The sequence below is a fragment of the Rodentibacter sp. JRC1 genome, from assembly GCF_020521555.1.
GTDB lineage: Bacteria > Pseudomonadota > Gammaproteobacteria > Enterobacterales > Pasteurellaceae > Rodentibacter > Rodentibacter abscessus.
Genome location: NZ_BPWA01000001.1, coordinates 1,943,616 through 1,958,685, shown reverse-complemented (window position 1 = coordinate 1,958,685; position 15,070 = coordinate 1,943,616). Strand labels below are relative to the sequence as shown.

The 15,070-nt window shown below is 41.3% G+C and carries 15 protein-coding genes; 13 read left to right on the top strand and 2 right to left on the bottom strand.

The features are described from left to right. Positions 1-26: 26 nt before the first annotated feature. Positions 27-1,028, bottom strand: coding sequence for a substrate-binding domain-containing protein (locus HEMROJRC1_RS08915; RefSeq protein ID WP_226692577.1), 1,002 nt, complete (start codon positions 1,026-1,028; stop codon positions 27-29). A 212-nt stretch (positions 1,029-1,240) separates the two neighbouring features. Between HEMROJRC1_RS08915 and galT the strand changes: the two genes are divergently transcribed. The 13 genes from galT (at position 1,241) to HEMROJRC1_RS08850 (ending at position 13,659) form a co-directional block, all read left to right on the top strand. Continuing rightward, the gene (galT, locus tag HEMROJRC1_RS08910; RefSeq protein ID WP_226692576.1) at positions 1,241-2,314 is read left to right on the top strand and encodes a galactose-1-phosphate uridylyltransferase; all 1,074 of its coding nucleotides are present in this window, start codon (positions 1,241-1,243) and stop codon (positions 2,312-2,314) included. A 128-nt stretch (positions 2,315-2,442) separates the two neighbouring features. Then, the gene (galK, locus tag HEMROJRC1_RS08905) at positions 2,443-3,597 is read left to right on the top strand and encodes a galactokinase (protein WP_226692575.1); all 1,155 of its coding nucleotides are present in this window, start codon (positions 2,443-2,445) and stop codon (positions 3,595-3,597) included. A gap of 9 nt (positions 3,598-3,606) precedes the next feature. Continuing rightward, positions 3,607-4,629: a galactose-1-epimerase gene (gene galM / locus HEMROJRC1_RS08900; protein WP_226692574.1), complete on the top strand. Its 1,023-nt coding sequence runs from the start codon at positions 3,607-3,609 to the stop codon at positions 4,627-4,629. Between the two features lie 294 nt (positions 4,630-4,923). Next, complete coding sequence (corC, locus tag HEMROJRC1_RS08895; protein ID WP_226692573.1) at positions 4,924-5,823, top strand: CNNM family magnesium/cobalt transport protein CorC; 900 nt, start codon at positions 4,924-4,926, stop codon at positions 5,821-5,823. A gap of 111 nt (positions 5,824-5,934) precedes the next feature. Next, entirely contained in the window at positions 5,935-7,473 is a 1,539-nt protein-coding gene (gene lnt / locus HEMROJRC1_RS08890) for an apolipoprotein N-acyltransferase (RefSeq protein WP_226692572.1), read from the top strand. 92 nt (positions 7,474-7,565) lie between these two features. After that, positions 7,566-8,360 carry a phospholipid ABC transporter ATP-binding protein MlaF gene (gene mlaF / locus HEMROJRC1_RS08885; protein ID WP_226692571.1) on the top strand — a complete coding sequence of 265 codons (795 nt, stop codon included), beginning with the start codon at positions 7,566-7,568 and terminating at the stop codon, positions 8,358-8,360. Beyond that, on the top strand, positions 8,357-9,142 hold the full coding sequence (mlaE, locus tag HEMROJRC1_RS08880) for a lipid asymmetry maintenance ABC transporter permease subunit MlaE (RefSeq protein WP_226692570.1): 786 nt from the start codon (positions 8,357-8,359) through the stop codon (positions 9,140-9,142). The genes mlaF and mlaE overlap by 4 nt, the downstream gene beginning before the upstream one ends. A gap of 11 nt (positions 9,143-9,153) precedes the next feature. Continuing rightward, a complete protein-coding gene (gene mlaD, locus HEMROJRC1_RS08875; protein ID WP_226692569.1) occupies positions 9,154-9,660 on the top strand; it encodes an outer membrane lipid asymmetry maintenance protein MlaD in 507 nt (168 codons plus the stop codon). Positions 9,661-9,689: 29 nt separating this feature from the next. After that, entirely contained in the window at positions 9,690-10,331 is a 642-nt protein-coding gene (gene mlaC / locus HEMROJRC1_RS08870; RefSeq protein WP_226692568.1) for a phospholipid-binding protein MlaC, read from the top strand. Positions 10,332-10,341: 10 nt separating this feature from the next. After that, on the top strand, positions 10,342-10,671 hold the full coding sequence (locus tag HEMROJRC1_RS08865; protein WP_226692567.1) for a lipid asymmetry maintenance protein MlaB: 330 nt from the start codon (positions 10,342-10,344) through the stop codon (positions 10,669-10,671). Between the two features lie 13 nt (positions 10,672-10,684). Then, the gene (locus HEMROJRC1_RS08860; RefSeq protein WP_226692566.1) at positions 10,685-10,942 is read left to right on the top strand and encodes a BolA family protein; all 258 of its coding nucleotides are present in this window, start codon (positions 10,685-10,687) and stop codon (positions 10,940-10,942) included. Positions 10,943-10,957: 15 nt separating this feature from the next. Continuing rightward, complete coding sequence (murA, locus tag HEMROJRC1_RS08855) at positions 10,958-12,238, top strand: UDP-N-acetylglucosamine 1-carboxyvinyltransferase (RefSeq protein WP_226692565.1); 1,281 nt, start codon at positions 10,958-10,960, stop codon at positions 12,236-12,238. A gap of 87 nt (positions 12,239-12,325) precedes the next feature. Then, a protein-coding gene (locus HEMROJRC1_RS08850) for an IS3 family transposase (protein WP_226692564.1) occupies positions 12,326-13,659 on the top strand; the annotation gives its coding sequence in 2 pieces (ribosomal slippage) (positions 12,326-12,830 and positions 12,830-13,659; 1,335 coding nt in all). A gap of 183 nt (positions 13,660-13,842) precedes the next feature. Here the strand turns inward: HEMROJRC1_RS08850 and tesB are convergent. Then, on the bottom strand, positions 13,843-14,703 hold the full coding sequence (tesB, locus tag HEMROJRC1_RS08845; protein ID WP_226692563.1) for an acyl-CoA thioesterase II: 861 nt from the start codon (positions 14,701-14,703) through the stop codon (positions 13,843-13,845). Positions 14,704-15,070 lie beyond the last annotated feature (367 nt).

Here is a 15,070-nt window from a genome sequence, read left to right as displayed (position 1 = left end):
TTAAAATTTGTGACCTTCATCACAATTTAATCAATAGATTCGACAGAAAAGCGACGTACTAACGTAGGATTAAATTGGATTATTGCCGGTGGAAGAACGTTTTCATCAACTAAACTCAAGGCTAAATTAGCGGCATAAGTTGCCATTAAATCAATAGGATAGCGAACGGTTGTTAATTTTGGAATAAGATAGCGCGCAATTGGCATATCATCAAAACCGATGATGGAAAATTGACTTGGTACATTGATATTGTTTTCATTTAATACGGAGATTGCCCCCGCAGCCATAGAGTCGTTATAAGCGACAACCGCCGTTAAATCCTTGTTGTAACTGAGTAAATCAATCATAGCTTGTTCACCTCCCTCAAAATCGGGAGAATTATGGGTGATGGCATGTTCAACAATAGGATAATTGTGTGCCTTTAATGCTTTAAGATAGCCTATTTTACGCTCCGCTTCGTCAGAAATAGCATGATCAGAGCCGATATACGCAATTTTTTTATGTCCATAACGAATGAGCATTTCCGTTGCAAGATAAGTTCCTTTTTGATTATCCAAACTTACGCAGCGATTTTCATAGCCCTTGATAACCCGATTGATAATCACCATACCGTTCACCCTTTCTAAATAGCTGATTAATTCTTCATCGGAAAGTGCCTTAGAATGCACGACTAAACAGCTACAACGCTTGCGCAATAACGTATTGATTGCCTCACGCTCCTTTTCAGCATGATGGTATCCTATACCGATTAAAATACTTTTATTATGTACTTCCGCCACCTTATCTACTGCTTTAACAAGAATTGCAAAAAAAGTATCGGTTACATCTGTCACGACAACACCGATAGTGTCGGTATTTTGTACGGCAAGCGCCTGTGCGTTTGCATTGGGTTGATAACCTAATTGGGCAATCGCATTTTGAACGGCAATACGTGTTTTTTGACTAACGGAAGTATGATTATGTAAAACACGGGATACCGTGGCGACAGAAACATTAGCGAGTTCGGCAACATCATGGATAGTACTCATAGGAAATAGTCTCATTTACTCAATGACGATGAAATTATCATAGCGATTTTTAAATAAAATTGGAAACGGTTACTTTTTTATTTGTAACCAAGATCACAAAAAAATTCGGCTATATTTTTATTTTGTGACGTAGATCACGGTTTATTTTTTCTAATTTGCTATCTTACACATATTATTTTATGTAACCGTTTACAATAATAAAGGAGCTTTAAATGAGTGAAATGTTTGAACCGACAGATCATCCGCATCGCCGCTATAATCCTTTAATTGATCAATGGGTATTGGTTTCTCCGCATCGTGCTAAACGCCCGTGGCAAGGACAGCAAGAAAAAGCGGGTGAGGAACAAAAACCAAGTTATGATCCCGATTGTTATCTTTGCCCTCGTAATAAACGCATTACCGGTGAACAGAATCCTGATTATCACAAGCCTTATGTGTTTAAAAACGATTTTTCTGCATTGCTTGAAAATACGCCGGAACCTGAAAAATCCGGCGATCCCTTATTTCAATCCTCACAAGCTCGTGGGGAAAGTCGCGTAATTTGTTTTTCACCGGATCATAGCAAAACTCTGCCATTATTGACCGCACTTGAGATTGAAGAGGTGATCAAAGTTTGGCAAGAACAGCTTCTTGAGCTCGGACAAAAATACCCGTGGGTGCAAATTTTTGAGAATAAAGGAGCGGCAATGGGCTGTTCTAATCCGCACCCGCACGGTCAAATTTGGGCGAATAGTTTTTTACCGAACGAAGTTGCCCGTGAGGATCGCACGCAACGTGATTATTTGAATAAACAGGGTTCTGTTATGCTGCTGGATTATGTAAAACGTGAATTGGCACTAAAAGAACGTATTGTCGTAGAAACCGAACATTGGGTAGCTCTCGTGCCTTATTGGGCGGTATGGCCTTTTGAAACCTTATTACTTCCAAAAGCCCATGTAAAACGTTTGACGGAACTTACTGATGCGCAAGCAAAAGATTTAGCCGTGATTTTGAAGAAACTGACAACGAAATACGATAATTTATTTGAAACTTCATTTCCTTATTCAATGGGCTTTCACGCTGCGCCATTTAATGATGAAGATAATGAACACTGGCAACTTCACGCCCATTTCTATCCGCCGTTATTACGCTCTGCAACCGTACGTAAATTTATGGTAGGGTATGAAATGCTTGGTGAAAGTCAGCGGGATTTGACGGCGGAGCAAGCCGCGGAAAGATTGAGAAATTTAGCAGAGGTTCATTATAAGGAAAGAGACGCTTTTGTCTGCGTGGAAGTGAAAAAATAAATTGCCCACGGTTAACAGCCTTTTCTTTGGGGAAAAATCAATTGATACAGCCTATTTCCCCAAAGGAAAAGTGATATTTTATTGAAGATCATTCATTATTCTAAGTATTTCGGAAGGAAAAAAATAATATGACGTCAATCCAACAAGCTCAACAAATCTTCACCCAAAAATTCAACACACAACCGACATTAACGACTTATGCCCCGGGACGGGTCAATATTATCGGTGAACACACCGATTACAATGATGGCTTTGTTATGCCTTGCGCCATTAATTTCGGTACGGCGGTTACCGGTATAAAACGCGATGATCATCGTTGGAATGTTTACGCAGCCGATCTTGATGAAACCGATGAATTTTCTCTTGATGAAACGATTGAAAAAAGCCCTCATAAATGGGCAAATTATGTGCGCGGTGTGGTGAAATTTATTCAAGAACGTTGTCCTGATTTCAAACAAGGCTCAGATCTTGTAATTTCCGGTAATGTGCCGCTTTCATCGGGCTTAAGTTCGTCTGCTTCATTAGAGGTGGCGGTAGGCAAATTTTGTCAACAATTGGGCGATTTACCGCTTTCTCATACGGATATCGCCCTTAACGGTCAAAAAGCCGAAAACCAATTTGTGGGGGCAAATTGTGGCAATATGGATCAGCTTATTTCTGCCCTCGGACAAGAAGATCATCTGTTAATGATTGATTGCCGTAGCCTTGAAACCCTACCGACTCCCGTGCCTAATGATGTGTCGGTCATTATCGTTAATTCCAATGTTCCACATGATTTAGTGACGGGAGAATACAATACCCGCCGCCGACAATGTGAACGGGCAGCCGAATTTTTCGGCGTAAAAGCCTTGCGCGATGTATCGGTGGCGCAATTTAAAGAAAAAGAAGCGGAATTGACCGCACTTGATCCCCTCGTCGCAAAACGTGCCCGTCATGTTGTGACGGAAAATCAACGGGTGTTGGATGCGGTACAAGCCTTGAAACACAATGACTTAACCCGCTTAGGTGAATTAATGGCACAATCGCACGATTCAATGCGAGATGATTTTGAAATTACCGTTCCACAAATTGATTACCTTGTTGAGCTTGCGCAGCTCGTTATCGGAAAAACCGGCGGAGCTCGGATGACGGGAGGTGGTTTCGGCGGCTGTATCGTTGCACTTGCGCCGCATTCTAAAGTCGAATCCATACGCAAGATTATTGCCGAGAATTATGAAAAAACGACCGGATTAAAAGAAACATTTTATGTCTGTACCGCATCGCAAGGTGTGCGTGTGATTTAAGGGAAAATAATGATCGAAAAAACAATTTTCAATGCGCCGGATAGCGTGCCGTACCAAGTTATAACATTGCAAAATCAAAAAGGAATGCGCATCAAAGTGATGGATTGGGGGGCGACTTGGCTCTCTTGCCAAGTGCCGGTGAACGGTGAATTACGCGAAGTATTGTTGGGCTGTAAAATTGAAGATTATCCCATTCAGCAAGCCTATTTAGGCGCAAGTGTGGGGCGTTATGCAAATCGTATCGCCAATGCGCAATTTGAATTAAAGGGGGAGAAAGTTCATCTTACGGCAAATCAAGGGAAACACCAACTGCATGGCGGTGAAGGCTTTGACAAGCGGCGTTGGGCGATTGAAAAGTGCGGTGAAAATTCCGTGCGTTTTTCACTTTTTTCCGCTGATGGCGATCAAGGCTTTCCCGGTAATGTAGAAGTGGCGGTTACATACAGCCTTACGGAGGAAAATAGCGTAAAAATCGAATATGAAGGCGTGAGTGATAAAGATACCGCTTTAAACCTCACCAATCACGCTTATTTTAACTTAGAAAATGCCGAACAAGGCTCCGATGTACGTGAACACAGCCTACGTTTAAATGCCGATTTCTATTTACCGGTTGATAACGAAGGTATTCCTAACTCCCCGCTGAAACACGTGGTGGGAACAAGTTTTGATTTTCGTCTTGCAAAACCCATTAAGCAAGATTTTTTGCAAGGCGAACAACTGCTCGTCAAGGGATACGATCATTCTTTTATCGTTAATAAAGCTTGGCAAAAACCGTGCGCATTGCTTACCTCACCAAACGCTGATCTAAGTTTAGAAGTACGCACTTCTCAGGCAGCATTACAGGTTTATACCGGAAATTACCTTATGGGAACACCGACAAGAAACAGTGAACAGTATGCCGATTTTTCAGGTATCGCACTAGAAACCCAATGCCTACCGGATACACCGAATCACCCCGAATGGCAAAATTACGGCGGTATTCAAAAAGCCGGAGAACGGTATTATCAGTGGACGGAGTTTAGGTTCTTATAAGAAAAGTGCGGTAAAACTTGCACAAAAGGTTGTTTTTAATTCAAATGTAGGGGGCGTTAGGCTTGCCGTAACGCACCAAACTTAGGGTTAACGGTGCGTTACGCCTTTGGCTAACACATCCTACTCTGTTTTGTGCAGCTGATACATAATATCGATGATTTGTGCAATTGCTACATAATAATGTAATACCGCTAAAATTGACCGAACTTTTGCAAATTAAGCTTACTTTTATATCGCTTAGCTTGTAGAATAGCGGTTCTCTTGTCGAAATGAAAATAGACTGCTAAGACAACTATGAACGAAGAACAGCAAAATTCAACTCAATCAGAAAGTATTAAAAAGCCTTTTTTCCAATCTTTATTTAGTCGCTTTTTTCAAGGCGAACTAAAAAATCGTGAAGAGCTTGTCGAGGTGATTCGTGATTCTGAACAAAATGATCTCATCGATCAAAATACCCGTGAAATGATTGAAGGCGTGATGGAAATTGCCGAGCTTCGCGTGCGTGATATTATGATTCCTCGCTCTCAAATTGTTTTTATTGAAGAGCAAGAAGATTTAAGTATTTGTTTGAATACGATTATTGAATCGGCGCATTCACGTTTTCCTGTTATTGCCGATGCGGATGATCGGGATAATATCGCCGGTATTTTACATGCGAAAGATTTGCTGAAATTTTTGCGTGAAGATGCGGAAGAATTTGATTTATCGAAACTTTTACGCCCTGCTGTAATTGTACCGGAGAGTAAACGGGTCGATAGAATGTTGAAAGATTTCCGTTCGGAGCGTTTTCATATGGCGATTGTGGTCGATGAATTTGGCGCGGTATCCGGGCTGGTGACGATTGAAGATATTTTGGAACAAATTGTGGGTGATATTGAAGATGAATTCGATGAAGAAGAAATCGCCGATATTCGCCAGCTTTCACGTCATACCTATGCGGTGCGTGCGCTAACGGATATTGATGATTTTAACGCCCAATTCAACACCCGTTTTGATGATGAAGAAGTGGATACCATCGGCGGTTTGGTAATGCAGGCTTTCGGTTATTTGCCGAAACGCGGTGAAGAAATTACTTTAGAAAATCTGCAATTTAAAGTGACTTCCGCTGATAGTCGCCGTTTAATTCAGCTTCGTGTTACCGTACCGGATGAGCGTTTGTCGGAGATGGAAGCTTCGGAAGAAAAAACGGCGTAATTTGCTTTCTCCGTTTTTATCGTGCGTATTTACATACATTTATTTTTAAATTGATACATCTATTTTTAAATTGATACATCAAAGGGCGTAGGCATACGCCCCTCGTTTTTTATGAAAAAATATTCTGTTTACCTCATTGCTATCATTTCCGGTATTCTCGGCGTTTATGCCTTTTCTCCTTTTGATTATTGGGGATTAGCGTATGTATCCGTTCTCGGGTTACTTTATGTTGCAAAAACTCCGAAAAAATCCACCGCACTTTTAGGTGCGTTTTTATGGTCTATGGCTTTTTTCTGCTTCGGTGTAAATTGGTTGAATGTGAGTATTCATCAATTCGGCGGCGCATCTTTAGAGATAAGTTATTTATTGGTGGGGCTGCTTTCTGCTTATCTCGCCCTTTACCCGATGCTTTTCACCTATATTGTGCAACGTTTTCAGGTGCAAAGTGCGGTCATTTTTGCAGCAATTTGGACATTCACCGAATTTCTCAGAGGTTGGATTTTTACCGGTTTTCCTTGGTTACAGTTCGGTTATACACAAATTGACGGTCCGTTTTCCGGTATCGCTCCGATTTTTGGTGTAACGGGTTTAACTTTTTTTGTCGTATGGGCAAGTGCGGTTATTTTTAATGCTATTTTTGCTTTACTCAAAATAAAAAATGTTAAGTTAGTATCGGTAAATCTCTTATTGTTAGCGGTTGTAGGGGGATTAGGCGTCTACTCATCACGTATCCATTTTGTGAGATCAATAGAGGATAAAGCTATTTCCATCACTTTAGTGCAGGGGAATATTGAACAAAATTTGAAATGGGATCCTGCCTATTTTTATTCCACATTAGAAATTTATCAGAAATTAATCGCTGAAAATTTGGGTAAGACCGATCTGATCATTCTACCGGAATCGGCTTTGCCGACCCTTGAAAATGCGATAGTGCCGTTTTTTGAGACCCTTGATCGTTCAGCAAGGGAAACAAAAACCGAAATTATGGTGGGGACGGTGTATCAAGATGATAAATCAGGTAAATTGCTTAATTCGATTGTGACGGCAGGAAACCCTGATTTTCCTTATCAATTGGATACTGCGAATCGTTATGCCAAGCATCATCTTGTGCCTTTTGGCGAATACGTGCCGCTAGAAAATTTATTGCGCCCGTTAAATTCCGTTTTTAATTTGCCGATGTCCGCTTTCCAAAGCGGTGAGGCGATACAGCCTTCTTTATTGGCTAAACATCGTGCTTTTTCACCGGCTATTTGCTATGAAATTATTTTTGGTGAACAAGTGCGTGAAAACCTAAAAAAAGACACGGACTATTTACTTACTATTTCTAATGATGCGTGGTTTGGGGACTCTATTGGACCTTGGCAGCATTTGCAAATGGCAAGAATGCGGGCTTTGGAGTTAGGCAAGCCTTTGGTTCGTGCAACTAACACGGGGATCACCGTGTTTATCGGAGAAAAGGGGCAGATTTTGGCGCAAGCGCCTCAGTTTGTGGAAACGACATTAACCCACAAAATTGCGCCGACTGAGGGTAAAACGCCTTATTCTGTGCTTGGTAATCTGCCGCTTTATGGTTTGATGCTATTGTTTTTAGTATTGCGCGGTATGATGAAATTTGTTCACCATCGGCTGAACCTTTCACAAAAACGATAGTCAAAACGACCGCACTTTATTGGTGGGGAAACTCATCATCATATTGATATTATTAGTGATTTTAAAAAACACTTAGCAGAAATGAGATTTTAATGAACCAAAATCTAATTGAAGTCAAAAACCTGACCTTTAAACGGGGTGAGCGGGTGATTTACGATAACCTGAATCTGAAAATTCAAAAAGGCAAAATTACGGCAATTATGGGGCCGTCAGGGATCGGAAAAACCACGCTGCTAAAGTTAATCGGTGGGCAACTGTATCCGGAAAAAGGCGAAATTCGGTTTGACGATAAAGATATTTGTCATCTTTCCAATCGTGAGCTTTATGAAGTGCGCAAACGTATGGGAATGTTATTTCAATCCGGTGCGCTTTTTACGGATATTTCTACTTTTGATAACGTAGCATTCCCTATTCGAGAACATACCCGTTTACCGGAAAGTTTAATTCGTCAGATCGTACTTATGAAATTGGAAGCGGTGGGATTGCGTGGCGCAGCAAAATTAATGCCGTCCGAGCTTTCAGGCGGTATGGCACGCCGTGCCGCATTAGCGCGTGCGATTGCATTAGATCCTGATTTAATGATGTTTGATGAGCCTTTTACAGGGCAAGATCCGATTAGTATGGGCGTTATTGTGAGTTTGATTAAACGCTTGAATGAAGCCTTGAATCTCACCTCCATAGTGGTTTCCCATGATGTGCAGGAAGTATTAAGTATTGCCGACTATGCTTATATTATTGCGGATAAACACGTTATTGCAGAGGGGACTTCCGAGCAATTACTTGCAAGTAAAGATCCGCAAGTATTGCAATTCTTGAAAGGGGAAGCTGACGGACCGGTGAAATTTCATTATCCGGCAAGTGATTATGTGGAGGAATTATTTCAATGATATTAGATATGATTTCTTCTCTTGGGAGTAATGTAATCCGTTTTTTCCGTGCCTTAGGACGTGCGGGATTTATGTTGTTCGGCGCATTAGTGGGAAAACCGCAAGTTCGCAAACATTTCCCCTTGTTGATTAAGCAACTGTATGTTTTAGGCGTACAATCCTTACTCATTGTGATGCTTTCAGGCTTATTTATCGGTATGGTGTTAGGCTTACAAGGCTATGTGGTATTAGTGGATTTTTCTGCCGAAACCAGCCTTGGACAACTCGTAGCCCTTTCGCTTTTGCGGGAATTAGGGCCGGTTGTGACCGCACTTTTATTCGCCGGTCGTGCGGGATCTGCGCTTACAGCTGAAATCGGCTTAATGAAAGCGACGGAACAGCTTTCTAGCCTAGAGATGATGGCGGTTGATCCGCTTCGCCGAGTGATTGCGCCCCGCTTTTGGGCGGGGATCATTGCGATGCCGATACTTTCCATTATCTTTATTGCTATTGGTATTTGGGGCGGTTCTCTTGTGGGCGTAGATTGGAAAGGTGTGGATGCCGGTAGCTTTTGGTCGGTTATGCAAAATGCGGTAAGCTGGAGCTACGACATTCTTAACGGATTTATTAAAAGCGTATTCTTCGCTATTGCGGTAGTATGGATTGCGTTATTCAACGGCTATGATTGTGTTCCGACATCAGAAGGTATCAGTCAAGCCACAACCAGAACCGTGGTCCACGCATCCTTGGTGGTACTTGGGCTAGATTTTATTTTAACGGCTATTATGTTTGGGGCGGGGTAAAAGGTATTTTTATGCGACAAACGATAAAATATGAATTTTGGGTAGGCTTATTTTTATTACTTGGCATTGGTGCGTTGGTTTTTTTAGGCTTACGTGTGGCAAATGTACAAGGTTTTGGTGAAAATAAATCTTATACTGTTACTGCAACTTTTGATAATATCGGCGGACTAAAAGTCCGTGCTCCACTTAAGGTGGGCGGAGTGGTGATTGGTCGGGTAAGCGGTATTTCGTTAGATGAGAAAACCTATTTACCGAAAGTAAGTATCGCCATTAACGAAGAATATAACGAAATTCCGGAAAATAGTTCTTTATCGATCAAAACTTCGGGATTATTAGGCGAGCAATATATCGCATTAAGTATGGGATTTGATGATGGTGAAACTGCAATGTTAAAAGAAGGGAGCCAAATTCAAGACACGAAATCAGCTATGGTGTTGGAAGACCTGATTGGTCAGTTCCTCTATGGTGATAAAAAATCTGAAGGAAATGCAGAAAGTGCAGATCCGACAGTAAAATAATAACAATGCTACGTTTAGGAGAATTTAGGATGAAAATCACTCGGTTTAAAAAATGGCTTGCTATTTTTGCCTTTGGTGTGACCGCACTTTTTGTTACACATACAGCTATGGCGCAAACCAGCCCTTATGTCTTAATGCAGCAAGCATCAAATAAATTGTTTGCCGACATTAAAAATAATCAGGCTAAAATTAAACAGAACCCAAATTATTTGCGTACTATTGTTCGTAATGATTTATTACCTTATATACAAGTGAATTATGCAGGATCTTTAGTGCTGGGTTCACATTTCAAATCAACGACACCGGAACAACGTGAAAAATTTTTCAAAGCCTTTGGTGATTTTATTGAACAGGCTTATGCACAAGTTTTAACCGCATATAGTAACCAGAATATTCAAATTGAGCCGGCAAAAGATGTGGGCGATAAGAATTTGGTGAGTATTCGTGTGAATATTATTCAAACCGGTGGTGCAGCGCCGATTAAATTAGATTTCAAATGGCGTAAAAATAGCAAAACCGGTGAATGGCAAGCTTATGATATGGTGGCTGAAGGCGTGAGTATGGTAGTAACCAAACAAAACGAATGGAGCGGTATTTTACGCAAGCAAGGTATCGAGGCATTAACGGCACAAATTCAAAAATCGGCAGCGCAGCCTGTCACCTTAAAATAATCTCATGACTATGTTAAATTGGGATTTAATACGAAATAATGATAAGATGGTGCTCCGATTTTGTGGGGAGCTATCTCGTAACACGTTGTTGCCCTTATGGCAACAACGTGCTTCTTTTTTGTCTGAGGCTAAGTTAAATCAACCGATTATCGAATGGGATTTAAGCGGCATCAAAAGAATTGATTCTGCAGGCTTTGTCCTACTTTGTGATTTTTTGCACAGTAGTCAACGACTACCTAATAAAAAAGTGTGCTTAGTTAACCCTCCTCAACAATTATTAACGCTTGCGGATTTAGTCAATTTATCTGACTGGCTCGCGGCCTTTATTGATCATCATTAAAACGGAACCCCGAATGGAACTGCAAGAAATCGAACGAATTTTAAAAGAATCTCTAAATGTTGATGAAGTCTATGTACAGGGTGAGAATGCTCATTTCGGTGTGATAGTCGTGAGCGATAAAATTGCCGCCTTGTCAAAATTAAAACAGCAACAAACAGTTTATGCTCCTCTTATGCCTTATTTCAGCACAGGTGAGATTCACGCATTAACTATCAAAACCTACACCACCGAAAAGTGGAAAAGGGATCGTCTTTTACATCAAGTCAGTTAAATTAGGATTTCTCTTATGGAAAAATTTCGTGTCTATGGCGGTCAGTCGCGTTTAAGCGGTACTGTAACGATTTCAGGTGCTAAAAATGCGGCACTCCCTATTCTTTTTGCTGCAATCTTGGCTACAGAGCCGGTGAAACTGACAAATGTACCGGAACTTAAAGATATCGAAACTACCCTTAAAATTTTACGTAAATTAGGTGTAGTGGTAGAACGTGACGAAACAGGGGCGGTATTATTAAATGCCTCAAAAATTGATCATTTTATTGCACCTTATGATTTAGTCAAAACAATGCGCGCTTCAATTTGGGCACTAGCGCCGTTAGTCGCACGTTTCCACCAAGGTCAAGTATCTTTACCGGGAGGCTGTTCCATTGGCGCACGCCCGGTAGATTTACATATTAGCGGCCTTGAAAAAATGGGAGCGGATATTACCCTTGAAGAAGGGTATGTAAAAGCGCAAGTGGTAGATCGTTTACAGGGAACACGCATTGTGATGGAAAAAGTGAGCGTAGGTGCAACCTTATCCATTATGATGGCGGCAACCCTTGCAAAGGGGACAACCGTTATTGAAAATGCTGCACGTGAGCCGGAAATTGTCGATACTGCCGATTTTCTCAACAAAATGGGAGCGAAAATCAGTGGTGCAGGTTCGGATCATATCACGATTGAAGGTGTAGAACGTTTAACCGGATGCGAGCATAGCATTGTTCCCGATCGTATTGAAACCGGCACATTCTTAATCGCCGGTGCTATTTCAGGCGGGCGGGTGGTTTGTAAAAACACCAAAGCAGACACGCTGGATGCCGTAATTGATAAATTACGTGAAGCCGGAGCGCAAGTGGATGTAACGGAAAATACCATCACTTTGGATATGTTCGGAAATCGTCCGAAAGCCGTAAATATTCGTACCGCACCGCATCCGGGCTTTCCAACGGATATGCAAGCGCAATTCACTTTATTAAATATGGTGGCGAAAGGAACAAGTATCATCACAGAAACCATTTTTGAAAATCGGTTTATGCATATTCCTGAACTTATTCGTATGGGCGGTAAAGCGGAAATCGAAGGCAACACCGCAGTTTGTCACGGTGTTGAGCAGCTTTCCGGCGCGGAAGTGATGGCAACGGATTTACGTGCTTCTATCAGTTTAGTGCTTGCAGGATGCATTGCGACGGGCGAAACTATCGTTGATCGTATTTATCATATTGATCGCGGCTATGAACATATTGAAGAAAAGCTTCGTTGTTTAGGCGCAAGAATCGAGCGTTTTTCAACGCAAAATACAGAAGAATAACAGCTCCAAGTTGCAAAAGAGCGGTCAAATTTGATCTGCCCCCCAAAAGTTGGACAAAATAAACCAACTCAGTCAGGGGCAGATTTTATGACCAAATACAATCAAACATTCAAACAACAAGCCATCGATTTTTATCTTAAAAATCACTTAGATGTTTCACTTACAAAAAAACAATTTCAACTTTCCGACACCACCTTAAGACGTTGGATTACCCAATATCAACTTTCAGGCAATGCAGGGCTTGCCCTATTGCCCGGCAAACGCATTTATTCCACTGAATTTAAATATCAAGTCATCCTTGCCGTTCAAAAAGGGGATTTCTCTGCAAGGCAAGCGACAATCCATTTCGGCATAAGTAATTCAGGTCTTATCAGCCAATGGTTGAAAGCCTTTGAAAAAGACGGTATAAACGGTTTACACCCCAAACCGAAAGGAAGACCGACAATGTCCCCGAAAAAACCAAAATACGCCAAAATGCCACCGCCGCCGAAGACCGAAGAAGACCGCTTACGGTTAAGGATTTTGGAGCTTGAAGCGGAGGTGGCATTTCTAAAAAAGTTGGACGAAGTGATACGGGAGGAAGAAGCCGAACGGCGGCGATTATCCAAAGATTGAGAGGGACGTTTCCGCTTAACATCTTGCTTTCATTGACAAATTTGTCTCGTAGTGTGTTTTTCTATCATTTAAAGCCGAAGGCGGATAAAAATACCGCACTTAAAGCGGAAATCAGGCGGATTAAAGCAGAAAATCCGGCGTATGGTTATCGCCGAGTAAGTGCGTTATTGAAAGGCGTTAATCACAAACGGGTACAACACTTAATCCAACAAATGGGGCTACAGGTGAAGGGCAAAAAAGCGAGAAAGTACGCCGCCTATCGCGGTGAAATCGGAAACATCGCCCCAAACCGCTTACAACGGGATTTCACCACAACCCGACCAAACGAAAAATGGCTTACCGACATCACGGAAATCAAAGCCAAAGACGGCAGTAAATGTTACGTCTCACCGATTTTAGACTGCTTCAACTCGGAAATCATCAGCGTTGCTATCAGTCGAAGCCCGAATTGGCAACAAGTGAAAGTAATGTTGCAACAAGCGGTCGAAAAATTACCCAAAGAGGCGAAGCCGATACTGCATTCGGACCAAGGTTGGCAATATCAAATGTGTGCGTATCAACGCATCTTACAAGAAAACGGCATAGTGCAGAGTATGTCAAGAAAGGGAAACTGCCTAGATAATGCGATGATGGAGAGCTTTTTCGGGCGGATGAAAACGGAATGTATCTATGGTAAGCATTTTGACAATGCCGAGGAGGTTGCACAAGCGGTGAGGGAGTATATACGGTATTACAATGAGGAACGAATACAATTAAAATTAAACGGCTTGAGCCCGATACAATATCGAACTCAAACCATTTGTTAAATGGTCTAACTTTTTGGGGTCAGATCAATTTGACCGCACTTTTTTGTTTTTACTCAATATGATAGCAGGCAAGAATTCGTCATAAAGTTTATTGACATATTCGCATTTTTTGCGGATTGGTTTCTTGTAAGGCGTCCGTGACCTTATTCCAAAATTCTGTTTTCATTATTGCCTCAAATATGATTATTTTTGATAACGAATCAAACCTTCTTGTTGTGTGGTAGCGATCAATTTTCCGCTTTGTGAGAAAATTTGACCGCGCGCCAAACCGCGCCCACCAAAAGCATTATTACTTTCGACTGAGTGTAAATGCCAGTGATTTAAGTCGAATGGGCGATGAAACCAAATACTATGATCAATCGTGGCAACTTTCATACCCGGTTGTAGGAAACCTTTTTTGTGGGGATGAAGTGCGGTCAGAATACAATGAAAATCTGAAAAATAGGCGAGTAAACATTGCTGAATTTTCAAGTTAAGCGGTGCATTGCCGTGAGTTTTAAACCACGAATATTGTTCTGGCGGTAATGTTGTACCGTTAAAGGGATTATTTAGATATTTTGTTCGCACATCAAAAGGTTGCTCGGTAGCAAATTTTTCTTTCAACGGGCTAGGCAAGCCGGCTGCTACTTTTTGTCGCATCTCATTTTCATCAATAAAACTTTCCGGTAAGCCGACATCGGGCATCGTGCTTTGGTGATCAAAGCCTTCTTCAAATGTTTGGAAAGAGGCGGTTATATGGCAAATAGGCTCTTTATGCTGAATCGCTTTCACGCGCAATGCAGAAAAATTTTTACCTTCACGTAAGGTTTCTACATCATAGATAATCGGATATTGACTATCGCCAGGAGCAAGAAAATAAGCATGGCACGAATGTAGAATGCGCTCTTCCGGTGCTACCTGCATTGCTGCGGATAAGGCTTGTGCCACCACTTGCCCGCCAAAAACTTGACGAAGCCCCAAATCTTGGCTTTCTCCACGAAAGATTAAATCATCGATTTTTTCTAACTTTAAAAGTTCAATTAACTGATTAAGCGTATTTGACATTGTTTTTTCCAAGCTATGTGAAAAGTGCGGTTTATTTTAGCGGAGTTTTGGAGGGATCCAAAATACTAATAAGTCCCTTAGGGAATTAAGAGGAAAAATATTATTAAAATTCAATATTATGTAGCAGTTGCATAAAGTGAAAAGTAGGATGGAACGTTTATTGTCCCCCCTAAGTGTTTAACACTGATTCGTATAGAAATACTTGGTCTCACTCATCACTAATCTGAATAGTATCATAATGCTTGTTTGTAAGAACACGGTATTAACAATGGTAGAAAAATGACGAAGTAAAGTTGCTTAGAAATTGGGCATTTTTTTAGGATTAGTCTTGCGACTTGTGCAATAAATGCATAATAGCGTTAATTTT